Here is a 24,885-nt window from a genome sequence, read left to right as displayed (position 1 = left end):
ATCACTATGATTCTTAATTCTAAAATTTTGAATAATAAACGGAAACCACAAAATCTTATTCTTCCATTTATCAGTATCCCAACTCTACACCGTCATACTAAATATTTTTGTGTTTGGGATATTGCGTTGTAACCGTAAATCGAATGCCATACACACGTTCCTCACAAAAGGTTTTCCTGCATTGGTTACTTCAATCTTTTTATCAACTATTCGTATTAAATCATCGCTAACCATTTCAGATAATCGCTTTGTTACATTCTCTATTTCAGAAAAATGCATAGAGTTTTCTTCCCAAGATGTATTGAAATGACACATCAAATTCAAAATGTGCTTACGAATTATCAAATCCTCTTCGTTTAGGATATGCCCTCTGAAAACAGGAATTTCATTGCGTTCTATCCGAGCATAATAAGCATCTAAATCTTTCTCATTCTGAGCGAAGCCATACCAACTGTCACTTATTGCCGACATTCCCAAGCCAATCATCACCTGAGTTTTGGAAGCCGTATAGCCCATAAAATTTCGATGTAGGTTGTTGTTTTCAAATGATTTATACATTGAGTCGGAAGGTAACGAGAAATGGTCCATACCAATTTCGGCATATCCTGCACCAAGCAAATGTTTCTTTCCTGTTTCGTACAACAACCTCTTTTCATCTCCCGATGGCAAATTACTCTCATCGAATCCTCTTTGTCCGTTTCCTTTAATCCAAGGTACGTGTGCGTAGCTATAGAAAGCAATGCGATCAGGACGAAGCTGATTAGTCTTATCAATAGTAAAAAGAACATCTTCAAGCGTTTGAAAAGGCAATCCGAAAACTAAATCGTGGCTAATTGATTTATACTCAATTTCTCTCGCCCACTCAGTTACTTTTTCCACGTTGCTAAAAGGTTGAATACGATGTATCGCTTTTTGCACCTTTAGAGAATAATCCTGAACACCATAACTAACACGATCGAATCCTAAATCAAACAAGGTTTGTAAATGTTCTCTTGTAGTGTTATTTGGGTGACCTTCAAAACTAAAGGCTTTATTTTCAGCAATGTCAGTAGTTTCAAAAATTCCCTCAAGCAAACGCTTTAATTCTTTGGGTTTGAAGAATGTCGGCGTTCCTCCTCCTAAGTGAACTTCTTTAATGAGTGGTCGCTCTCCTAAAATATCAAGATACAATTTCCATTCTTTCAACACTGCATCTACATAGGGTATTTCCACCTCGTGGCGCTTTGTAATTCGTTTGTGGCAACCACAGAATGTACACAAACTCTCGCAAAAAGGAAGATGTATATAAATACTAATTCCTTCAGAATGATTGCTTTCAGCAAAAGATTTTCGGAGACTCTCAATCCATTTTTCATTGGAAAATGAAAGATTATCCCAATACGGAACCGTCGGATAACTTGTATAACGCGGTCCTGCAACATTGTATTTTTGTATGAGCGATATTGCCATTATTATAATTCAAACAGCCGCACAAAGGTAGCTGACTTTTAGTGAATAAAAAATGATATATGTCAGTAAGTTTATTGTATGTTGATTTTTCGTGTTTTTGATAATTAGTTTTCTAAAGTTAAAACTTGAAAAATAACGACCTGCAAAGGTAAAAATTTACTTCCATTCGTGAAAATATTTAGTGTTACTGGAGGAAATTTTTCCTTCAACATTTATAATCAGTTTCCTATATTCCTTTGTATGGAAAGAAAGTCCTTACGAATAATTGTTTATTATTACTTTAATTATATTGAATAGGTTGTTCCGTCTTTTCCGTCTTTGAGTTGAATACCGATGGCTTTCAGCTCGTCGCGGATTTTGTCGGACAACGCCCAGTCTTTATTAGCACGAGCTTCCATACGCATCTGAATGAGCATCTGCATTACGCCGTCCAATTTATCATTGTTTTCAGTGGCTTGTTGTTCGTCTTTTAGTCCCAATACCTCAAAAACAAAGGAGTTGAAAGTGGCTTCCAACTCACGAAGGTCGGCTTCGGTTAGGGTTTCTTTGCCTTCTTTCACTAAGTTTATGATGCGAACGCCCTCAAAGAGTTGAGCAATAAGTATAGGGCTATTGAAGTCATCATTCATAGCATTGTAGCATTGTTGCTTCCAATTTTGTACATCGAACGAAGAGTTTTTTGAAATTGGTAAAGACGAAAGGATTTTCCCCGCCTCCATAAGTCGGTTAAAGCCCTTTTCGGCTGCGAGCATTGCCTCATTGGAAATATCCAAAACGCTGCGGTAATGAGCTTGCATAAAGCAGAAACGCACCACCGAAGGCTTAAAGGGTTTCTCGAAGAAGTTATTTTCTCCTGAAATAAGCTGCATTGGTAAAATGTAATTTCCTGTGGATTTGCTCATTCGTTGCCCGTTCATTGTCAGCATATTGGCGTGTAGCCAATAGCGTACGGGTGAGTGTCCGTGTCTGGCTTTGCCTTGAGCGATTTCGCATTCGTGATGTGGGAATTTCAAGTCCATTCCGCCTCCGTGAATGTCAAACTCTTCACCTAAGTACTTAGTGCTCATTACGGTACACTCCAAATGCCAGCCCGGAAAACCATCTCCCCAAGGCGATGCCCATCGCATAATATGAGCAGGTGAGGCTTTCTTCCAGAGGGCGAAGTCCTGCGGATTTTTCTTTTCGCCTTGTCCGTCCAAATCGCGAGTGTTGGCGAATAGCTCCTCTATATTTCTGCGTGAAAGCTCTCCGTAATTTAGTCCGCGCCGATTGTACTCTTGCACGTCAAAATATACCGAACCATTACTTTCGTATGCAAAACCCTCTTTGACGAGTTTTTCGGTGAGTTGTATTTGTTCGAGAATATGCCCCGTAGCAGTGGGTTCGATAGTCGGAGGCAAATTGTTGAACATTTCCAATACTTTATGAAAATCCACCGTATATTTCTGTACGATTTCCATTGGTTCGAGTTTCTCCAATCGAGATTGTTTTACGAAGCGGTCGTTTTCAACGTTGCCATCGTCGGTAAGATGCCCAGCATCTGTGATGTTTCTAACGTATCGAACCTTATATCCGATGTGTTTCAAGTATCTGAAAATTAGGTCGAACGACATAAAGGTTCGGCAATTTCCCAAATGTACATTGCTGTAAACGGTAGGCCCGCAGACGTACATCCCGACGTGTCCTTCCTTCAAAGGAACAAAGTTTTCTTTTTCGCCCGTAAGGGAGTTGTATATGTTAAGTTTTTGCATTTTTGTAAATTCTTGTTCGTTTTTTTATCTATTTTGAAGTTTGGTACAAAAGTGTACGATACCTTAAGAAAAATCAGTTTTTGGGATTGTCAAAAACGAAAAACTTAGGATAGAAAAGCTACTAACTATATCGTAAATAAAGTTTAAAAAAACACTTTCGCCTATTGGCGAAAGTGTTTTTGTTTACTATTAGGAATTACTTTCGTTTTTAATGTGAAAATCATCATCTTTCTTTGAGGAATGAGATGAGAAATCCAGATCAAAATTTTTACTATCTCTGGTGTTTTTTTGAACGGCAATTGCACTAAAAATGGCCAATATAAACGAAAATACATAAAATCCTTTTTCGCTAGGCAATAATGTATCGGCATTCCATAACCCTACAACTAATAAAACAATTGATAAAATAGTTGAAAACCAACTTATTCCGTAGTAAATATCGGTTACAGGAATGCCTTCCAATCGGTCGCGAACACTTTTTTGTACTGAAATTACGGAAAATAGTCCGTACATCAGTACCGTAAAGTAGTAGCCCTTTTCACTTAAAAGCATTTCAGCTCTCCAAAGACCAATCATATAGCCTAAAAAACCAATTCCTAATGCAATCCACGATGCCCCAATGAAGGCACTTGAAGGTTTTTGATTCATAATAAATTCATTTTATATTACGGCAAATGTATAATTTTTCTCAAATTAAACAAACTTATTTTGTAAAATGCAAGGCGTAAAATTTTTAAAAGATATAAATTGAAACATTAACTTTTTGAAATTTAATATTTTATTTTTAATTTTTTTTCGTTTTGATAGTGAATTTAAATAGCGTGATTTTTAATAAAAAACGTCTCTCTTCCAAACTATGACATATGGAATGATTTAGTGTATTAGATGGGACTTTAGTGAAAGCACAAAATCTTTTGATTTATTTGATTCTCAAATACACAATCTTTTTAGTTTCAAAAAAAATCTTCGGTAAAAAGTTGGATGTGTTATTAGTTGAACGTTTGTGAATGTAGCTAATTCTTCGCTTAAATCCTCCTTTTAGGTATAAAATTCCATTTGGAAGTTCACGTTTGCCTTTTTTTAACGTTACCTTTGATCCATTTTACAAATTCAGGCATTTGGGTCACAGTTCGGCTCACGATAAAGTCGAATTTTTCATCGATCAGTTCTACACGGGATTTTATGGGGTAACGTTCTTTAAACCAATTTCTTTCGCAACCTATTTAACTACTTTTATTTTTTTTCAATGGAATCTACTAACGTAAAATTCACTTCAGGAAATAAAAATCGCTAATGGAATTTCAGGGAAACCACATTTTCTCCAAAAATTTCAAAGTTGGACACTTTGAATTTTGCTAACATTTTTATTCCTTTTAAATCTGAGCGACAGAGATAGGAAAAAACTGAAAAAAACGGAAAAAAATTACGGAACGTATATTTTTATTGTAAAGACATATTTTGATCGTACTTTGTTATCTATTTTTGTGCGTAGTTTCATGTTTTAATTGTTTATGCCTCTTGTAAGCTTATTATGATTAAAATAATATATGCAATAAACATAATATTCGATAAGAAAACAATTGCTTATAATATTTTTAGGAATAGCTAGTAAAGGGAGATTTTTTGTACAGAAGGCTTAAATATTTCACAAAGAATTAAATGTATTGAATTATTTTGTGTTAATGAAACTAAAAAAGCAGAAAAAATTTTTTTACAGCAAAATAAGAATTAGTTTTGCACTTGGGTAACGAGTTAAATATTGTGTTTTTTATCCACTTTGTTTTCTGTTACTAAATGGTTTATAAATATAAAAATAAAAGAAATGAAAGAATTAAAAAGTGTATTGTTGGTTTTGATGATTACTTTGGTTGTTTCTTGTAAAAAAGATGAACCTAATCAGATTATAGAGGAACCAACAGGGAAAGTTGCATTAGAATTTCAGAATGTTTATCAAGATAGTCCGTTTGGATTGCATCAAGATAACACAACTCCTCCCCCAATGAAGCAAAAAATTAATTATTCGCGATTTACGTATATGATTAGCGATATTTCATTGGTAAATGATAAAGGAGAGGAAGTAAAGTATTATCATACAAATCCTGATAAAGGAGCTTTTTTGCTGGTTCACCACGAAAATACTACGCCTAAGGAAATTGAATTAAAGCAAATTCCGATAGGAACTTACACTAAGGTTAAACTTAGAGTAGGGCTTTCCAACGCAGCGTGGAAACTTGGAGAAAATCAGCAACAAACTTTTTGGAATGCATCAAAAGCAGTAGGTATGACTTGGGATAGTTGGTCGAAGGGTTATAAGCATTTCAATATCGAAGGAAATTGGGGAGAAGAAGCACAAGCGTTTAGTGTACAAATAGGAAATATTCCTTCTGAAAATAAAGAAAGGTCAATTGAATTGACGTTGTCGTTACCCGAAAATTTGGTTGTTAAAAAAGGTGAAACGAAAAATATCCGTTTTGAAGTGAATGTTAGTGCTGTGTTTGGGGGTAAGAATAAAATAACTATTACCAAAGAAAATGCAATCGTTCAAGATGAAAGTAATGAAATATTCTCTAAAATAATAGAGAACTTTACAACCAGTGTATTCAAAGCAGCATCTGTGTATTAATAATTAAAAGAAATTTTAAAAAAAAGTCCTCAGATTTATTTCTGGGGACTTTTTTTGATGAAAACGACTATATTTACTTCAAAAATATTTCTACTATTTTTTTGTTATTTTTTTCTTTTTCTGGTTTTCTCACTGTAACGCTACTAATTTTCGAACTTGGTAAGGCTTTTACTTCGGAAATTGTAGCTTTTTTTCCGTTGATATAAAAGTCAACATCAGAAGAGTCTCCTTCAACAGTTACGTTACTCTGTTTTGGCGCAATTACTTTCACAGCCTCCCCTTTTAAGTCTGCAATTATCGCACTTATATAAGCATCTTTATTAGATGTTTTTTTGCTGACGATAATGACTCCATTCTTTCCTTTCTCACCATAAAGCTCAATAGCTCTTTCATCTTTTAGCACAGTAATGTTCTCAATTTCGTCAGGATTCATTTGTTGTAATTCAGAAAAATCTATCTCCTTACCATCTATAATAACAGTTGGCTTAGGTTCGTGTAAGTATTGAACTTTTGCCTTTATAGGGTCCTTTACTTGCTCCTGATAACCAATAATTTTGATGTTTGGTGTTTCGTTTTTTGTTTCTTTTTCTTGTGCTTGTAATGTTTGATTTGAAAACAAAATCATTGTAGCACCTACAGCTAAAACAAGAGTTGTGTACCCCCATTTTGCTTTTCCTGTTGATTTTTCTTTCAGTGACATATAAATACGAGTTTTTAAATTACTTGTTTCAAAATTGTGAGCTAAAGCTATTTTTTTGCTTCCCACACATCTGTCTATTAGTTCTCTACGATACTGATTTGCATCGTTTATTTGGTTTATAGCTTTTTCATCTGCCTGAAATTCGTGGATAGTCATCAATTGCTTTTTTAGTAGCCACACAAAAGGATTCCACCAGAAAATTAGATTGTAAAATTCTACAAAAAGTAAGTCCCAAGAGTGCCCAAGTTGAACGTGAGCTTTTTCGTGGTTTACTACATTTTTAAAATCGTTTTTAATGTCTTTTTCCGATAGAACGATATAACTAAACCAGCTGAAAGGAGAAATATCTTCAGAAGTTATATGTATTGTTCCACAATTGGTTAGCTTCATTTTCTTTGAACTGCGAATGATTCTCCTAAGAGATATAATTCCGAAGATGTACCTTACTAAGAATATTGACATTCCAATGAAGTAAACAGATATAATTCCGTTATAGAACCATTTGTTGCTTTCTTCTTTAGGGATTTCATTGGCATTATTATCAAAAATCAAAGTTATTGTGTTTTTTGAAAAGGTTTGATTATCATTCAAGTAAAAATTAGGTATAGGGACCTCTATAAAAGGAAGGACTAAACCACCAATAAATATTAATAAAATCGTAATTCTATTCGTTTGATGAAATGTATTTCCTTTTATAAAAATTTGATATAATATGAATGAAAGTCCTATAAAGGTTAAGTTTTTAACGATAAATGAGAATAAATTTTCCATAGATGTTAATTTTTGTTGTTTCTGTCAATATCGTCCAATAATTTACGAATTTCATCTACTGATAAATTTTCCGACTTAATGAATGTATTTACTACATTGAGGTATGAATTTCCAAAGTATTTTTTTATAACATTTTTGAGTGTACGATTGTGATAATCTTCTTTTGAAATGACGGGAAAATACTGATATGAACTACCAAACGATTCGTGTGATAAGAATCCTTTTTCCTCCAAAGTTCTAACATAGGTTGAAATTGTGTTAAAGTGAGGTTTTGGGTCGTCGTACTTTTCTACAATCTGCTTTACAAAAAGTTTTCCTTCTTCCCAGAAGAAAGACATTATTTCTTCTTCTTTAGATGTTAATTCTTTTATATTCATTATTTTATTTATTATGACTTTTTCTTACTTTTAATTATGATGCAAATGTAAACTATATTTCTTAGTTGAACAACTATTTTTTATAGTTTTGTTTAAAAAAGTAAAAATAGTTCCACAACTGATACTTCTACAATTGCTTAATTTTAAAATCATTTTTGTAATTTAAGTACTTATTTTTACTTATAAATTATTAAGTATGTATTTTTATGTCTTTACGATTATTAAGATGATAATTTTCTCATAAAGTGCTTTATTTCTTACTTTTGATTTTTCATCTAAATTAAATTCATTATAAATTAGGGTAGAAAAGTCTTTTTTAGTTGTCCAAACCATTAAAAGTATTTAACTTTGTGTGAAATTTTTAAATAACAATTAACAAATATAATGGCAGCACTATTTAAAACATCTATTGCTCGAAAGGTGGCGATGGCGTTATCGGCACTTTTCCTGATTGTCTTTTTGGTGATACACTTGGCTGTGAATTTTACGTCGGTTTTCAGCGCTGATTTATTCAACGAGTTATCACATTTTATGGGAACAAATCCACTGGTTCAAGGCTTAATGCAACCCATTCTGATGTTGGGAGTTATTTTCCACTTCGTGATGGGTTTTGTTTTGGAAATTCAAAACCGCAAAGCCCGTGGAGCTAACGCTTATGCCCGTTACAACGGAGCGGCAAATTCCACTTGGATGTCACGTAATATGATTTACAGTGGAATGTTCATTCTCATCTTTTTAGGAATTCACTTGGTAGATTTCTGGGTTCACGAAATGACAGTGAAGTACGTAGAAGGAGATATGAGTGGAATGATTAACGGGGAGTACCGCTATTATGCCGATTTGGTTGAAAAAATGTCAGAAACTTGGCGAGTAATTGCTTATTGTGCTGGTTTCGTATTCCTTTTCCTCCACTTAATTCACGGCTTTCAGTCGTCATTCCAATCAATGGGCTGGAAAGATGACAAACGCAAAAAATTCATCAGTACAGTAGGGTGTATTTATTCATTTGTGATTTGTGGCGGATTCGTTTTCGTTGCTTTGTTCCATTATTTTAATCATTTATTAGGGAAATAACTATGAAGAAATTAGATTCTAAAATTCCAGAAGGTCCTATTGCAGAGAAGTGGACAAAACATAAAAATCATATCAATCTTGTAAATCCTGCTAACAAACGTAACATTGATGTTATCGTTGTGGGAACAGGACTTGCGGGAGGTTCGGCTGCGGCAACTTTGGCGGAATTGGGCTATAACGTAAAGGCTTTTGCTTATCAGGATTCGCCACGTCGAGCTCACTCCATTGCAGCACAAGGAGGTATCAACGCCGCTAAAAACTATATGGGTGATGGAGATTCCGACTATCGACTTTTCTACGATACGGTAAAAGGAGGTGATTTCCGTGCCAGAGAAGCGAATGTGTATCGTTTGGCGGAAGTTTCTGCAAACATTATTGACCAATGTGTGGCTCAAGGAGTTCCATTGGCTCGTGATTACGGTGGATTGTTGGACAACCGTTCCTTTGGAGGTACGCAAGTTTCTCGTACATTCTACGCAAAAGGTCAAACAGGGCAACAATTGTTGTTGGGTTGCTATTCAGCAATGAATCGACAAATCGCTCGTGGAAAGATTGATATGTACAATCGTCACGAAATGTTGGACATCGTTGTTGTTGATGGAAAAGCTCGTGGGATTATCGCTCGTGATTTGATAACAGGAAAAATAGAACGCCATTCGGCTCACGCTGTGGTAATTGCAACAGGAGGTTATGGAAACGTATATTTCCTTTCTACCAATGCGATGGGCTGTAACGGAACGGCAGCTTGGAAAACACACAAGCGAGGAGCATTTTTCGCAAATCCTTGTTTTACGCAAATTCACCCAACTTGTATTCCGCGTTCAGGAGATTATCAATCAAAATTGACATTGATGTCTGAATCACTTCGTAACGACGGACGTATTTGGGTTCCGAAGAAAATGGACGATGTGTATGCTATTCGTGAAGGACGTAAAAAACCAACTGAAATTGCTGAGGAAGACCGCGATTACTACTTGGAAAGACGTTATCCTGCTTATGGAAACTTAGCACCGCGTGATATTGCTTCACGTGCTGCCAAAGAGCGTTGTGACGCTGGTTATGGCGTAAATGCAACAGGCGAGGCTGTGTACTTGGATTTCTCTTCTGCTATTGAGCGTTATGGAAGAGAGCAATGTAAAATCCACGGAATTGAAAATCCTTCTAAAGAAGAAATCATCAGACGAGGAGAGAAAATCGTTGAGGCTAAATATGGAAACCTTTTCCAAATGTACGAGAAAATCGTTGATGAAAATCCGTATAAAACCCCAATGATGATTTACCCTGCAACGCACTACACAATGGGTGGAATTTGGGTAGATTACAACTTAATGACTACAATTCCAGGTTGTTACTGTATTGGCGAGGCAAACTTCTCTGACCACGGAGCAAACCGATTGGGGGCTTCCGCTTTGATGCAAGGTTTGGCAGATGGATATTTCGTTCTTCCTTATACTATTGGAGATTACTTGGCGGCGGACATTCGCACAGGAAAAATTTCAACCGATTTACCTGAATTTGAAGAAGCCGAAAGAGTAGTAACTGAGCGATTGAAATTTTTTATCAACAATAAAGGTACACATTCAGTAGATTATTTCCACAAAAAACTCGGAAAAGTAATGTGGGATAAAGTAGGAATGGCACGTAATGCACAAGGATTGAAAGAGGCTATTCAGGAAATTCGTGAAATTCGTGAAGATTTCTGGAAAAATGTAAAAGTTCCAGGAGAAATGTACGAAATGAACGTAGAACTTGAAAAAGCAGGACGTGTAGCCGATTTCTTGGAACTTGGTGAGTTGTTTGCCAAAGATGCTTTGGAAAGAAACGAATCGTGTGGAGGACATTTCCGTGAAGAGTATCAAACTCCTGATGGAGAGGCTCTTCGTGATGATGAAAACTATGCATACGTAGCTGCTTGGCAGTACACAGGAAATCCGAACGAAATCAAATGTACGTACAATCCGAGCGAAGAAATCGTACATAAAGAACAATTAGAGTTTAAAGATATTAAATTAGTACAACGTAGTTATAAATAGTGATTAGAGATTAGTGGTCAGTGATTAGATTTTGATAGTGAATCAAATAAGTTCATATAAAGAATTGGTTGTTTGGCAAAAATCAATGGATTTAGTCAAGGGAGTGTATGAAGTAACTCGCTTATTTCCTGAGGAAGAAAAATTTGGATTAACAAGCCAAATTCGCCGAAGTGCGATATCCATTCCTTCAAATATTGCAGAGGGTTTCGGAAGAGGGAGTTCTAAGAGTTTTTTGCAATTTCTGTATGTATCAAGAGGCTCTCTGTATGAATTAGAAACGCAGTTATATATCGCCAAAGAGTTGAATTTTATCTCCGATAATCAAGAAATTGAAAATCTAGTTTCTGAAATAGGAAAAATGCTCAATTCAATGATACAAAAACTAAAACTTAAAAATTCTAACCACTAACCGCTAACTACTAAAAACTAAAATCCTAAGCACAATGAATTTAACATTAAAAATTTGGAGACAGAAGAACGCCAACGATAAAGGTCGTATGGTAGAATATAAAGTAACCGATATTTCCGAGCATATGTCGTTTTTGGAAATGATGGACGTACTTAATGAAAGTTTGGTAGCCAAAGGTGAAGAACCTGTGGCGTTTGACCACGATTGTCGTGAGGGAATTTGTGGTATGTGTTCGCTTTTCATCAACGGAGAAGCTCACGGACCTGACCGTGGAATTACTACGTGTCAGTTACATATGCGTATGTTCAACGACGGTGACACTATCACTATTGAGCCTTGGAGAGCAACCGCTTTTCCAGTAATCAAGGATTTAATTGTTGATAGAACTGCTTTTGAGCGTATCCAACAAGCAGGAGGATATATTTCGGTAAATACTTCTGGAAACACTCAAGATGCCAATGCGATTCCAATCCCGAAATACGATGCTGACCGCTCAATGGATGCTGCTTCTTGCATCGGTTGTGGAGCTTGTGTGGCAACGTGTAAAAACTCATCTGCGATGTTGTTTGTAGCGGCAAAAGTGTCACAATTTGCATTGCTTCCTCAAGGACGTGTAGAGGCTGCTGACCGTGTGATGAATATGGTACATCAAATGGATTTGGAAGGTTTCGGAAACTGTACCAACACTGGAGCTTGTGAGGTAGAATGTCCGAAAGGTATTTCTTTGGAAAATATCGCACGTATGAACCGTGAGTATTTGAAAGCAAGTTGTAGATAATTAGATAATTATAAACTTATATAACCGAAAGTAGATTTTGAAATTAAATGTCTTACTTTCGGTTTTTTTATTTTCAATTGTATGAAAAAACTTTTTTCTGTAATCACATTATTATTTAGTGGTATTTCTTTGGCTCAAAATGGAAAAAATATTCAATTTTTAGTGGGTACTTATACGGATTCTGATAGTGAAGGAATTTATCTGTACAATTTTGATAAAGTGAACCTCAAATTTGAAAAAATAACTTCTGTTTTTGTTAAAAATCCTTCATATTTGGCTTTGTCTCCTGATGAAAAATTCCTGTTTTCGGTAAGTGAAAATGATCAAGAGAACAGCGAGGTTTTGTCTTTCTCTTTAGATAAAAAAGTAGGTAAGATAAATCTAATTAATGCACAAAACACTAAAGGAGGAGCTCCTTGTTATGTTGTGTATGATTCTGATAACAAGAATGTTATAACAGCGAATTATATGGGAGGAAATATTTCTGTATTTACCATAACAAAAAATGGAGTTTTACAAGAAATTTCACAAAATATTACTTTTGATAAACATTCTCATCTGCATTCTGTACAGTTTTCACCTGATAAAAAACGAGTTCTGGCAACAGATTTTGGAACAGATAAAGTTTATTCCTTTAAATTAAAGGATAATCAATTACAACGTATTCAAAATGAAGATATAACATTACCGAAAGGAATGGGACCACGTCATTTTACATTTTCTGCTGATGGAAAATATTTGTATGTTTTGGGAGAGCTTTCACGTGAGATAATTGTACTTAAACAAAAGAAAAATCAATTTATAAAATTACAAGCTATTGCTACTGATGAATTTACGAGCGGAAAAGGAGCAGCTGATATTCATATTAGTCCTGATGGAAAGTTCTTGTACGCTTCCAATCGGCTTGTGAATGATGGAATTGCTATTTTTTTTATCCAAAAATCAGGAAAATTGAAAAAGATTGGCTATCAAACAACAAAAAAGCATCCAAGAAACTTTGCGATAACTTCAGATGGGAAATATATGTTTGTTGCGTCACGAGATGAAAACATTATTCAAGTATTTGAAATTCAATCGAATGGGTTACTTGAGTTAAAAACAGAATTGAATGTTCCCAAACCTGTTTGTATTCAGTTTCTACAATAAATAGTATTATGAAACTCAATTTTGTTTTTATATAATTATTTTGTTAAAAAAATGATAATATTTAATTTTTATTCTTGAATGTGATGTGTTTTTTGAAATATTATTCCTAAAAAGCTGTATTCTTTCTTTAAACAATAATCATTTAACAATTACTTAACAAATCTTGTTTGAAAAAATTGCAAATTTGCAACCTAATAAACTAACTTTTATATCACATAGAAAAATGAAAAACTGGGTTTTAAATTTAGCCTTAATTTTATTATCAGCAATGACTTACGCACAAGGAGTTGTAACTGGTACAGTCATTGATGGGGAACTTAACACACCTCTTCCGGGAGCGAACGTGTTAATAAAAGGGACTACAAAAGGAACTTCTTCCGATATGGACGGAAAATTTTCCTTACAAGTAGAATCTAATTCGGGAACTTTGGAAATTTCTTACATAGGATTTGTAACTCAAAGGGTAAATTATACATTATCAGGAGGAAAAGCTAATGTGAGAATCGTCTTACAACCTGATGCTCAGAATTTAGGTGAGGTTGTGGTTATGGGAAGTTCTTTATTAGATATTGCTAAAGAGCGAAAAACACCTGTAGCAGTTTCAACCATCAAGGCAGCGGAAATTGTTGAAAGATTAGGTAACAAAGAATTTCCAGAAATCTTGAACAGAACTCCGTCTGTATATGCTACCAAAGGTGGAGGAGGTTTTGGTGATGCCAAAATTAACATTCGAGGTTTTGCCAATGAGAATATTGCTGTAATGGTTAATGGTGTTCCTGTGAATGATATGGAGAATGGTCGTGTGTATTGGAGTAACTGGGCTGGTCTTTCAGATGTAACTTCAGCAATGCAAGTACAACGAGGTTTAGGAGCTTCAAAATTGGCAATCGCTTCAGTTGGTGGTACTATTAATGTGGTTACTCGTGCATCTGATATGCCTGAGGGAGGCGTTGCTTATGCAGGTTATGGAAACAATGGTGGAAATAATGAGTATAAGGGGCTTGTTGCTTATAATACGGGAAAAAGTGAAAAAGGTTGGTCTTCATCTGTTTTGTTCAGCCGTAGTTGGGGTGAGAAATATGCAGATGCTACAAAATTTGAAGGATATAATTACTTTTTCGCATTAGGGTATACACCATCTGAAAAGCACAATTTACAATTTGTGATAACAGGAGCTCCTCAATGGCACGATCAACGTTCGTCATCAGTGTCAATTGCCGATGCAATAAAATACGGAGGCTCACCTGAAAAACCAAATCGAAAATATAATTCTGATTGGGGATATTTGAATGGAGAGGTACATTCAAATCGTCGTAATGCATATCACAAACCAGTGATGATGCTTAACTGGGATTGGAATATAACTCAACAATCTACTTTGAGTACTGTGGTTTATGCTTCTTTCGGACGTGGTTTTGGAACGGGTGATTTAGGATCTGCTTGGACAGGTGGTTTTAGACAAGATAGAAGGACAGGACGATATAGCCCTGAGACAACAAGAGTTTCAAATATAAGAACATCAGAAGGACTTATTGATTTTGATGCTATTAGTAGTTATAACAAAGGGGAGGATATTTCTTCAAAGCATAAGATAAAACAGATTAATACACCAAACAAGTTAGGTTTAGCCAGAGAGGTGACAGATCCAGATAATAGAAAACATAATGTTTATGAAGGGTTTGTAAGGAGAGCAAGTGTAAATTCACACGATTGGTATGGTGTTTTGACAAATTTCAATCATAAAATTAACGACAGATTTACTGTAAATATTGGACTTGATGGAAGATATTACTACGGGTATCATTATCAGGTTCTTACAAACTTATGGGGAGCTTCTTCTTATGCAGATTCTTCAAATAAAAATTTGACTGGAGCTAATACTGTATCAAGAGTTGTAAATGATAAACCAAGTTACAATCCTTTTGGAGGAAAAATAGAGCCAATAGAAAATCGTGTAGCTTATAGCAATGATGGTGAGGTACGTTGGGCTGGTCTTTTTGCTCAATTGGAATATTCTGATGATAATTTCTCTGCTTTTGTACAAGGTTCTTCTTCCTTGCAAGAATTTCAACGTATTGACGAATTTTTAAAACCAGGTACTGAGGCTGTTAGAGGGAATCCTATGACAAAAATGGAAAGAAAAACAGGTTTCAGAGATCTTTTGGGATACAATATCAAAGCAGGAGCGAATTACAACATCAATGAGCAACATAATGTTTTTGCTAACATTGGTTACTATTCAAAACAACCTTTTTTCAATGCTGTATATACAAACAACAGAAATTTCTTAAATCCTAATTTAACTAATGAGAAGATTTTTGGTGTTGAGGCTGGATACGGATTTAAATCAAGTTTTGCAAATGTAAACTTGAATGTGTATAGAACTTCTTGGAAAGATCGCTTTGTAAGAAAATCAAATGACGTTAATGGTGTTCGTGCTTACGCTAACATACTTGGTGTGGAGGAAATTCACCAAGGAATTGAATTAGAAACAGATGTTAGAGTAACAGATTATTTGCGGTTCAAAGGTTCATTATCTTTAGGAAATTGGTTCTATCAAGGAAATGCTTTAGGAAGTTTGTATAATGAAAGTAACGAGCCTATTGACGGACAAGGAAACGTAGTTCCTGCTGGTAGTGCTGAATCAATCACTTTGTTTTTGGATAAAGTGAAAGTGGGTGATTCTGCACAGCAAACGGCTTCTTTAGGTGCCACCATTACACCTATTGAAGGATTAAACTTCAATGTTGATTGGAGATATGTAAATAATTTGTATGCTAACTTAAATGTAGCTGATTTTACAACTCAGGCAGCAGCGGACAGAGGTGCATTGCAATTACCAAGTTTTAATTTGTTTGATTTGAATGCTTCTTACAAATTACCTTTAGCTGATAAACAATCTATTACATTCTCAGTTAATGTAGACAATGTATTGGATAAGCTCTACATTGCAGAGTCTTATGATAACAGACATGCTAAAACGTTAGCAGATTTTAAAGATGATGCAGTTAAAGGAACAGCACAAAAACAGTTCAGTGATTATCAGTCTAATAATCTTTATAAAGGAATTGATACATCAAATCGAGTTTATTTCGGTTCTGGAAGAACTTGGAGTTTTGGACTTAGATATACTTTCTAGAAAAAAGATGAATTTTTCAAGAAAAAGCCACTTTTTAAAAGTGGCTTTTTTATTGTTAAAATGATAAACGTTTAACATAATCCGTTTGATTATGAGTTTTTTGTAAAATATTGTTTCTCTTCTTTTTATGAAATATTTTTCATTTGTAAAGGTGTTTTATCCATAAAAAGTTATAGTTTACTAAAATATTAACTATTTTTTAACGTGAATATCTTAATAAAAGTTGAAAATTTGTAACGGGAAAGATATAATGAATTAAGAGAGATGAGAGACAGACTACTACACTCGTTAGTGCTATTTTTAATAGTCACAAGCATAGCTTATGCTCAGAATTTTGTAAAAGGAAAAGTAATTGATGAGGAAAGCAAACAACCATTATCAGGTGCCAGTGTACTTCTGAAGGGCAATATTATGGGAGTTTCAACAGATGAAAAAGGAGAATTTTCATTGGAGGTTCCTTCTCGGTTAGGAATACTTGAGGTGTCATATGCGGGTTTTATTTCTCAAGAAGTACAATTCCGAATTTTAAGAAAAACACAACCAATAGTAATAGAATTAGAAACAGATGCTTGTTTACTCACAAATGTTATTGTGAACAATAATCTGTTAGATATGGCACAGGAAAGAAAAACGCCTGTTGCACTTTCAACAATCTTCTCTCAGGAAATAACTGAGAAATTAGGCAATCAAGAACTATCAGAAATACTAAACAAAGTACCTTCGGTTTATGCTACGAAATCGGGAGGGGGCTTTGGAGATTCCAAAACCAGTATTCGTGGCTTTACAAGTGAAAATATTGCTGTGATGGTAAATGGAGTGCCTATCAATGATATGGAAAACGACAAAGTTTATTGGAGTAATTGGACAGGTATTGCCGATGTAACCTCGGTTTTGCAAGTGCAAAGAGGATTGGGAGCTTCCAAATTAGCCATAGCTTCTGTAGGAGGGACTCTTAATATTGCTACACGTTCGCCTAATTTGAATGAAGGGGGAGCGATACTAAGTTCCGTAGGAAATGATTATGCAGTTAAAACTTCTGCAATGTATAATACAGGGAAAAATGAAAAAGGTTTTTCGACGTCTATTCTTATAGGAAGAACATCAGGCAATAAATATGTAAGAGGTACTGAATTTGAAGGCTATAACTATTATTTAGCTTTTGGATATGCTCCTTCAACCAAACATAATTTTCAGTTGATGATGACAGGCTCTCCTCAGTGGCACAATCAGCGACTTTCCTACGTGAAAATATCAGATGCTCTACATTATGGAACTAACGGAAATCCCGATAGAAAATATAATCCTGATATGGGAAACTTAATGGGAAAAGATTACAATGTGTACAGAAATGTGTATCATAAACCAATGATAATGCTAAATTGGGATTGGAATCTGTCAGACAAGACAACAATCAATACCACTGCATATACTTCATTTGGTAGAGGTTCTGGAACATTGAATTATAGTTCTGTTCAGGGAAGAGATTTGGAATCTTTCAGAAATGTTGAAACAGGTTTGTATGATTTTGATGCTATTGCAGAAGTAAACAAAGATGCAAATATTAATGAAAGCACTCTTATTCGCACAGCACGAATAAATTCACACGATTGGTACGGCATCTTAACAAATTTTAATCACAAACTTTCTGATAATTTAATATTTGACATAGGAATTGATGGTCGATATTACAAAGGTTACCATTATGCGATGTTAAGCGACTTACTTGGAGCTAAATTCTACAAAGATGATTCAAATAAAAATTTGAAATTGGATAATTATGTTTCTGTTGTAAATGCTAATTATCCTACTTATAATCCCTTTTTCTCCAAAGTAGATGATGTGGCGAATACTGTTTTTTACAACAATGTGGGACAGATATTTTGGGCAGGAACTTTTGGCAGGTTGGAGTATTCCAAAGAAAATTTATCTGCCTTTGTTCAAGGTTCTATATCGAATAAAGGTTATAGAAGAACAGATAAATTTTTAGCTGAAGGGACATTGCTTGAAGGAACGAATATCTATCTTCCACAGAAAACGAACTACGAAACATTTTTAGGATATAATCTTAAAGTAGGGGTTAATCATAACATAGGAAATCACAACGTATTTACGAATGTTGGATATTATGAAAAACAACCAAACTTCAATGCGGTTTATAGAGGAGGTCTCAATTATGCTGCTTTCAACAATGTGAATGAAAAGGTATTAGGAATTGAATTAGGATACGGACTTAGGCTGAAAAAACTTAATGCAAAGGTTAATATCTACAGAACAACTTGGAACGATAGATACATAAGGAAAGATAACCTCACAGATATTGACCCTAACAAAACACGCTATTACGCTGAAATTTCAAATTTGGATGAGCTTCATCAGGGAGTTGAATTAGAATTGCTATATAAATACAATAAATATTTGAAGTTCAGTGGAATGGCTTCCTTAGGTAACTGGTACTATGAGGGAAATGCAGAAGCACAAACGTACAGAATAGCAGATAGAAAACCTCATATTCTTTCAGGAGCTAAATCAAACAGATTACCTCTTTTGCTAGATAAAGTGAAAGTGGGAGGTACCGCACAGATGACAGCTAATATTGGTATGATTGTTACTCCGCTCAAGCAATTGAATATTAATGTTGATTGGCATTATGTCAATCAGTTGTATTCAGATTTTGATATCTATACATTCAGTAGTAATGACACTGCTTCCAAAGGAGTTTTAAGGCTTCCAAGTTATAACTTGTTTGATTTTTCAGCATCTTACAAATTACCTTTGTTTAAAAGGCATACAGTGACTTTCGGTATTAACGTACACAATCTATTTGATACGTACTACATTGCTGAATCACAGGATAATATCCATACAACTGCTAATAGTGAAGTTTATAAAGGAATAGATACACGGAATCGTGTGTATTTTGGTTTTGGACGCACTTGGAATTTTTCAATGAAGTATTCTTTTTAATCATAATAGAGAATCCGTTTATTATTAACTTTAAACGGATTTTTTTAATATTTTGGTTTCATAGCTAATCCAGAATAGTTTGTCGTACTGATGGGGTAGGGGGATGTATAATCTAAGAAACATCCTCCGTCCTTCGGACACCTCCTTCAAAGGAGGATTTTAGGGTGTGACAATTTATATGAAGTTAGCTATATTATCTCTATATTTACGTTTTTTTATGTTAAAATTAACGTTGTGATTTTGTTATAATAGAAATTTTTATACATTTGCTCCGCATACAATTAACTCAACGTACTAAAATAGCATAAAAATACTATGAAAAACTTGTGTAATTCACATAAAATCAGTATATTTGTACGTGCCTTAGCACAGCACAGCACAGCACAGCACAGCACAGCACAGCACAGCACAGCACAGCACAGCACAGCACAGCACAGCACAGCACAGCACAGCACAGCACAGCACAGCACAGCACAGCACAGCACAGCACAGCACAGCACAGCACTTAAACAGCCGAAATAGTGTAGTTACTACACCCTATGATATAAATCCGCTTGATGGGAGTCAATTTCCATTAAGTGGATTTTTTATTTCCTTTAAAGGGACGTTTTCTATTAGTTCCTAAAATTCTTAACCTCTAACCTCCTAATCTCCTAACTTCCTGAAATTAATAAAAAAACATAAAGCAATGGCAGAATCTAAAAATAACATCATTACACACGGACTAAGTGGAAAAGTAGGTAATATGCTGGTGTTCAGTCAGCGTAATGGAAAAACGATTGTTTCTCAAAAACCTACTAAGAAAACCATCACTTCTGAAAAAGTAAAGGAGCAGATAGCAAAATTTCAACAAGCAACTATCTATGCCAAAACGGCGCTCAAAAATCCTGAGGTTAAAGAGCAATATCAATCAGTAGCCGATAAAAAGCAAGGAGTTACAGCCTATAACGTGGCAGTTGCTGATATGTTACAAGCACCAAAGATTGAACAGATTGACCTTTCAGGCTATACAGGTCAGATAGGCGATACCATCAAAGTTAGAGCCTATGATGATTTCAAAGTAGCATCTGTAACGGTACATATTTACAATTCCGATGGTTCGTTGGTGGAAGAAGGCAATGCAGTGGATAATGGGTTGGATTGGGTCTATACCGCTACGCAAACCAATGCAGACCTTTCGGGAGACAAGATTGTAGTACGTGCCACAGACCTACCCGCTAACACAACTGAAAGTGTTAAAAATATATAAAATAAGAACGAAAAGCATAGCTTGGATACACCTTGGGTAGAGCTTGGGTGGACACTGAATTTGAATAAAGAATAGAGGTGATGTAAAAAGTATGATATCTTTAAAAAGAGGGTATTCTTGTCAGGCTTAGCGTAGTCGAAGCTCTACTATTATAAGGCTTCGACTACGCTCAGCCTGACAACCAAAACCGTCATCATACTTTTTATAACACGACCTAAAGAATAATTAACAATTATAAATGCCGTTTGCACTGCTATTGCCCCTTTGAAGGGGCAGCTCGTAGAGCGGGGATGTAAAAGATAAAACAGATAATAAATAAGGCGTAACCTGAAAAGCCTGTAATAGAGTAGGGGTAATTTTAATTTTTTTATAATGACAAAAAGTTCTTTAAAAAAGGGAATGTGGCTATTGGTAGCCTTTGTAACAACAATCATTAGTGTGTCTTGCTCAAAAGAAGAGATTAAAGAAGCACTCGAAGGAAAGAAAACCGAAGTTTCAGTGTATCTAAAAGATACTGACGGAACGTCCCTAAATGGTTGGGTGGTTTATGGGTTTAATGAATTTGCTTGGAAAAATGAATCAACTTTTCACGCAAAACAATCTGCTACTGAAAACGAAGGAAAAGCTATTTTCTTATTAGATGACCTTGATATAAAAGATCAACAAGAAGTATATCGTTTTGTAGTGTATTACACAAAATCTAAAAAGAATATTTTTGGACAAGAAATCACAAAAGAAAGTCTTAAAAAGGTAGTGCCTGTAACCTTAAAACAAGGTGAAAACAAAACAGTAGAAATAAAATTGGATTAAAAATATTGCATATAAATATAAAGTAAGAATGAAAAAGATAGTATCTATTTTAGCGATTTTCATATTGGTACTTACAAATTGTGGTAAGTCCGATAACGGAAGTGACATTCCTCAAGCTCCTTCAGCACCTCAAAATGTTGCTGTGACTGCAGAAACACTTTTAGGAACTTGGCAATTGGTGGAATTGGAAACTGAAGGCAGAAAAATATCACAATCAACAGATGCTGATGACAAAAAAGCTTGGCAATGTGGTAAACAAGGTACAATTGCCTTCTCTTCAACCATTATTAAAGTTACTCGATATGCATTAAACGATGATGATTTATGCGAGAAAGCTGAATTGTACAACAAATATGTGGTTAAGAATAGTAAAATATATGGGCTTGATGAGAATAATAAAGAAGTTTATCTCTTCACGGTTTCTATTACTGGCGACCAATTAACATTAAGTGAAGATGGTAACAAAGATAAATTGTTTTATAAAAAATCAAGCAACGTACAACCTACTGCTCCCGTTGAAAAACAAGCCACAGTTGAGGTTACCGTAACAGGTTCTTCTCTGGATAATGTAAAAGTAGAGGTGTTGCGACAAAGACAGGAACGCGTTTTTGAAGAAGTTGATGAAGGCAATTTGGTCGGAGGAAAAGTTTCTCTTGATGTAAAGAAATATATAGGTTCTGAATTGTATTTCGTTTTGAAAAATAAAAATACAGACGAAGAGGTTTCTGAACGAGTGAAAATTACCATCACTGAAGGAAAGAATATAGTGGCACTTGTATATGCTTCCAAAGTATATACGGCTAATATCACGGTAACTCAGAATAATGCACCCTTGGCAAACCAAAAAGTGTATGCATTATCAGGAGTTGAGTTTAGCTCATTTGCTTCTATGGCTACTTTTTCAGGTAGTGTTTATGATACATTTGTTCAGTCCGTTGAAGAACTCTATAAAACAAAAGCAACAACCAATGCACAAGGTATTGCAACTTTTGAGAATTTAAAATCAGGACAATATACCTTTGTTGTATTAACCAGAACAGCTCCTTATTATAAATCGGTACAACTTAATATGAATGGGACAGCTCAGGCAGGTACTATTTCACTTTCAGGAAGTAATAATCAAGGAGGAAACAATCAAGGAGGAGGAACAAGTAGTAAAATCCAAGTGATGTTTTTTGTAGTTGATACAGATTTTAATAAAATATCAAATGCTACAGTTGAAATAGGTGGAGTGACAATAAAAACAGATGAAAAAGGCTTTGTTGAATTCCAAGGACAACCAAATTCTACTTACAGTTATAAAATAACTACTGAATGTGGTGATGTGAAAACAGGAACAATAGAAACATCGATTGTCTATCATCAAGAGTTAGTAAAATTCCAATCTCAGGAAGGGACAATCTCTATAACTAATAATTCTAATGGAGGTAATCCATATACAATAAAAGTAGGAGATAAAAGTTGGCGTTTGGAAGCTGGAAAAACGTTAAATGTGAAAGTAAAAGTAGGAAAAGAATACAAAGTGGAATGGAAACAGATCAGCGGGTACTTGATTTATCCTACTACAGGAAGTAAAAAAGTTTCTCCAACTTGTGAAAACAAAACAATAAAAGTAAGTTTTTCATAACAATATTAAAAAAAGCCTCTATAAAAAAAGAGGCTTTTTTTGTATATTTGTGGCAGTTTTGATGGTTAAGTAAAATAACAGAATATTTTTTAGTAAGATTGTCAAAGATTAATTATCTGTTTTTTAGTTTTTTTGTTTTTATTGGCAATGATTTTGTAAAAAATTTCATCAAATATTTTGGATATATCAAAAAAGGTATTACTTTTGCACCCGCTTTGAGAAAGTTATTAGTCGATAGGGATTAGTGATTAGTAATAAAGTGAAAAGTTCAAAAAAAAATATTTTAAAAAAAAAGTTTAAAAAATTTTGGTAGTTTAGAAAAAAGTATTACTTTTGCACCCGCTTTGAGAGAATCATTAGTCAATAGGGGTTAGTGATTAGCAATAAAGTGAAAAGTTCAAAAAAAATATTTTTGAAAAAAAGTTCAAAAAGTTTTGGTAGTTTTAAAAAAAGTATTACTTTTGCATCCGCAACTTGAGATAAGGTTGTGAATTTTGGAATAGACGAAATAGTTCATTGATATATTGTTGACAGCACAAAAAAAAGATTTAAAGAATTATCCTAGAGTCAATTACTTTCTTTGGTTATAATATTAAAGATTTTAACGATGAAGAGTTTGATCCTGGCTCAGGATGAACGCTAGCGGCAGGCCTAACACATGCAAGTCGAGGGGTAGAGTGCTTCGGCACTTGAGACCGGCGTACGGGTGCGTAACGCGTGTACAATCTACCTTTTGCTAAGGGATAGCCCGAAGAAATTTGGATTAATACCTTATAGTATTATTTGGTGGCATCATTAAATAATTAAAGCTACGGTGGCAAAAGATGAGTACGCGTCCCATTAGCTAGTTGGAGTGGTAACGGCACACCAAGGCTGCGATGGGTAGGGGTTCTGAGAGGGATGTCCCCCACACTGGTACTGAGACACGGACCAGACTCCTACGGGAGGCAGCAGTGAGGAATATTGGACAATGGTCGGAAGACTGATCCAGCCATGCCGCGTGCAGGATGACGGCCTTATGGGTTGTAAACTGCTTTTGTATGGGAAGAATAAGGTCTACGTGTAGATTGATGACGGTACCATACGAATAAGCATCGGCTAACTCCGTGCCAGCAGCCGCGGTAATACGGAGGATGCGAGCGTTATCCGGAATCATTGGGTTTAAAGGGTCCGTAGGCGGGCTTATAAGTCAGAGGTGAAAGCACTGAGCTCAACTGAGTAACTGCCTTTGAAACTGTAGGTCTTGAATGTTTGTGAAGTAGCTGGAATGTGTAGTGTAGCGGTGAAATGCATAGATATTACACAGAACACCGATTGCGAAGGCATGTTACTAACAAATTATTGACGCTGATGGACGAAAGCGTGGGGAGCGAACAGGATTAGATACCCTGGTAGTCCACGCTGTAAACGATGGATACTAGCTGTTTGGAAGTAATTTTGAGTGGCTAAGCGAAAGTGATAAGTATCCCACCTGGGGAGTACGCACGCAAGTGTGAAACTCAAAGGAATTGACGGGGGCCCGCACAAGCGGTGGAGCATGTGGTTTAATTCGATGATACGCGAGGAACCTTACCAAGGTTTAAATGGGAAACGACGTATCTAGAGATAGATATTTCTTCGGACGTTTTTCAAGGTGCTGCATGGTTGTCGTCAGCTCGTGCCGTGAGGTGTCAGGTTAAGTCCTATAACGAGCGCAACCCCTGCTGTTAGTTGCTAGCGAGTTAAGTCGAGCACTCTAACGGGACTGCCGGTGCAAACCGTGAGGAAGGTGGGGATGACGTCAAATCATCACGGCCCTTACATCTTGGGCTACACACGTGCTACAATGGCCGGTACAGAGAGCAGCCACTGCGTGAGCAGGAGCGAATCTATAAAGCCGGTCACAGTTCGGATCGGAGTCTGCAACTCGACTCCGTGAAGCTGGAATCGCTAGTAATCGGATATCAGCCATGATCCGGTGAATACGTTCCCGGGCCTTGTACACA

The 24,885-nt window shown here is 35.4% G+C and carries 16 protein-coding genes and 1 rRNA gene (1 of these 17 cut by a window edge); 12 read left to right on the top strand and 5 right to left on the bottom strand.

The window, feature by feature from the left end; translation table 11 throughout:
• Positions 1-84: 84 nt before the first annotated feature.
• From hemN to yiaA, 3 genes are all read right to left on the bottom strand, one after another.
• The gene (gene hemN, locus CGC48_RS02985) at positions 85-1,449 is read right to left on the bottom strand and encodes an oxygen-independent coproporphyrinogen III oxidase (RefSeq protein WP_098028418.1); all 1,365 of its coding nucleotides are present in this window, start codon (positions 1,447-1,449) and stop codon (positions 85-87) included.
• A 284-nt stretch (positions 1,450-1,733) separates the two neighbouring features.
• Positions 1,734-3,200, bottom strand: a complete 1,467-nt coding sequence (gene cysS / locus CGC48_RS02980) for a cysteine--tRNA ligase (protein WP_098028417.1) — start codon at positions 3,198-3,200, stop codon at positions 1,734-1,736.
• A 189-nt stretch (positions 3,201-3,389) separates the two neighbouring features.
• A complete protein-coding gene (yiaA, locus tag CGC48_RS02975; protein ID WP_098028416.1) occupies positions 3,390-3,848 on the bottom strand; it encodes an inner membrane protein YiaA in 459 nt (152 codons plus the stop codon).
• Between the two features lie 1,174 nt (positions 3,849-5,022).
• Between yiaA and CGC48_RS02970 the strand changes: the two genes are divergently transcribed.
• Positions 5,023-5,823 (top strand): MbnP family protein, encoded by an 801-nt coding sequence (locus CGC48_RS02970; RefSeq protein ID WP_157909859.1) that lies wholly within the window; start codon positions 5,023-5,025, stop codon positions 5,821-5,823.
• A gap of 73 nt (positions 5,824-5,896) precedes the next feature.
• On the opposite strand, the gene CGC48_RS02965 is transcribed toward CGC48_RS02970, so the two are convergent.
• Positions 5,897-7,294, bottom strand: a complete 1,398-nt coding sequence (locus CGC48_RS02965; protein WP_098028414.1) for a M56 family metallopeptidase — start codon at positions 7,292-7,294, stop codon at positions 5,897-5,899.
• Between the two features lie 5 nt (positions 7,295-7,299).
• The gene (locus CGC48_RS02960; RefSeq protein WP_098028413.1) at positions 7,300-7,671 is read right to left on the bottom strand and encodes a BlaI/MecI/CopY family transcriptional regulator; all 372 of its coding nucleotides are present in this window, start codon (positions 7,669-7,671) and stop codon (positions 7,300-7,302) included.
• A 384-nt stretch (positions 7,672-8,055) separates the two neighbouring features.
• Here CGC48_RS02960 and CGC48_RS02955 point away from each other — a divergent pair, with 384 nt between their 5' ends.
• The 11 genes from CGC48_RS02955 to CGC48_RS02900 form a co-directional block, all read left to right on the top strand.
• Positions 8,056-8,745, top strand: a complete 690-nt coding sequence (locus CGC48_RS02955; protein WP_098028412.1) for a succinate dehydrogenase cytochrome b subunit — start codon at positions 8,056-8,058, stop codon at positions 8,743-8,745.
• A 2-nt stretch (positions 8,746-8,747) separates the two neighbouring features.
• Positions 8,748-10,778 (top strand): fumarate reductase/succinate dehydrogenase flavoprotein subunit, encoded by a 2,031-nt coding sequence (locus tag CGC48_RS02950; RefSeq protein ID WP_098028411.1) that lies wholly within the window; start codon positions 8,748-8,750, stop codon positions 10,776-10,778.
• 37 nt (positions 10,779-10,815) lie between these two features.
• Positions 10,816-11,187, top strand: coding sequence for a four helix bundle protein (locus tag CGC48_RS02945; protein ID WP_198537150.1), 372 nt, complete (start codon positions 10,816-10,818; stop codon positions 11,185-11,187).
• Between the two features lie 34 nt (positions 11,188-11,221).
• The gene (locus CGC48_RS02940; protein WP_018279740.1) at positions 11,222-11,965 is read left to right on the top strand and encodes a succinate dehydrogenase/fumarate reductase iron-sulfur subunit; all 744 of its coding nucleotides are present in this window, start codon (positions 11,222-11,224) and stop codon (positions 11,963-11,965) included.
• 81 nt (positions 11,966-12,046) lie between these two features.
• Positions 12,047-13,111, top strand: a complete 1,065-nt coding sequence (locus CGC48_RS02935) for a lactonase family protein (protein ID WP_098028410.1) — start codon at positions 12,047-12,049, stop codon at positions 13,109-13,111.
• A 223-nt stretch (positions 13,112-13,334) separates the two neighbouring features.
• Positions 13,335-16,250 carry a TonB-dependent receptor gene (locus tag CGC48_RS02930; protein ID WP_098028409.1) on the top strand — a complete coding sequence of 972 codons (2,916 nt, stop codon included), beginning with the start codon at positions 13,335-13,337 and terminating at the stop codon, positions 16,248-16,250.
• Between the two features lie 264 nt (positions 16,251-16,514).
• Positions 16,515-19,214, top strand: a complete 2,700-nt coding sequence (locus CGC48_RS02925; protein ID WP_098028408.1) for a TonB-dependent receptor — start codon at positions 16,515-16,517, stop codon at positions 19,212-19,214.
• A 688-nt stretch (positions 19,215-19,902) separates the two neighbouring features.
• Complete coding sequence (locus CGC48_RS02915; RefSeq protein ID WP_098028407.1) at positions 19,903-20,463, top strand: hypothetical protein; 561 nt, start codon at positions 19,903-19,905, stop codon at positions 20,461-20,463.
• A gap of 372 nt (positions 20,464-20,835) precedes the next feature.
• Positions 20,836-21,273, top strand: a complete 438-nt coding sequence (locus CGC48_RS02910; protein ID WP_098028406.1) for a hypothetical protein — start codon at positions 20,836-20,838, stop codon at positions 21,271-21,273.
• Between the two features lie 28 nt (positions 21,274-21,301).
• Positions 21,302-22,900, top strand: coding sequence for a lipocalin-like domain-containing protein (locus CGC48_RS02905; protein ID WP_098028405.1), 1,599 nt, complete (start codon positions 21,302-21,304; stop codon positions 22,898-22,900).
• Positions 22,901-23,504: 604 nt separating this feature from the next.
• A 16S ribosomal RNA gene (locus CGC48_RS02900) occupies positions 23,505-24,885 on the top strand (it continues 135 nt past the right edge of the window).

This window comes from Capnocytophaga cynodegmi (assembly GCF_002302475.1).
GTDB lineage: Bacteria > Bacteroidota > Bacteroidia > Flavobacteriales > Flavobacteriaceae > Capnocytophaga > Capnocytophaga cynodegmi.
Note: the sequence above shows the minus strand (reverse complement) of the source record. Positions and strands in the feature narration are given on the sequence as shown.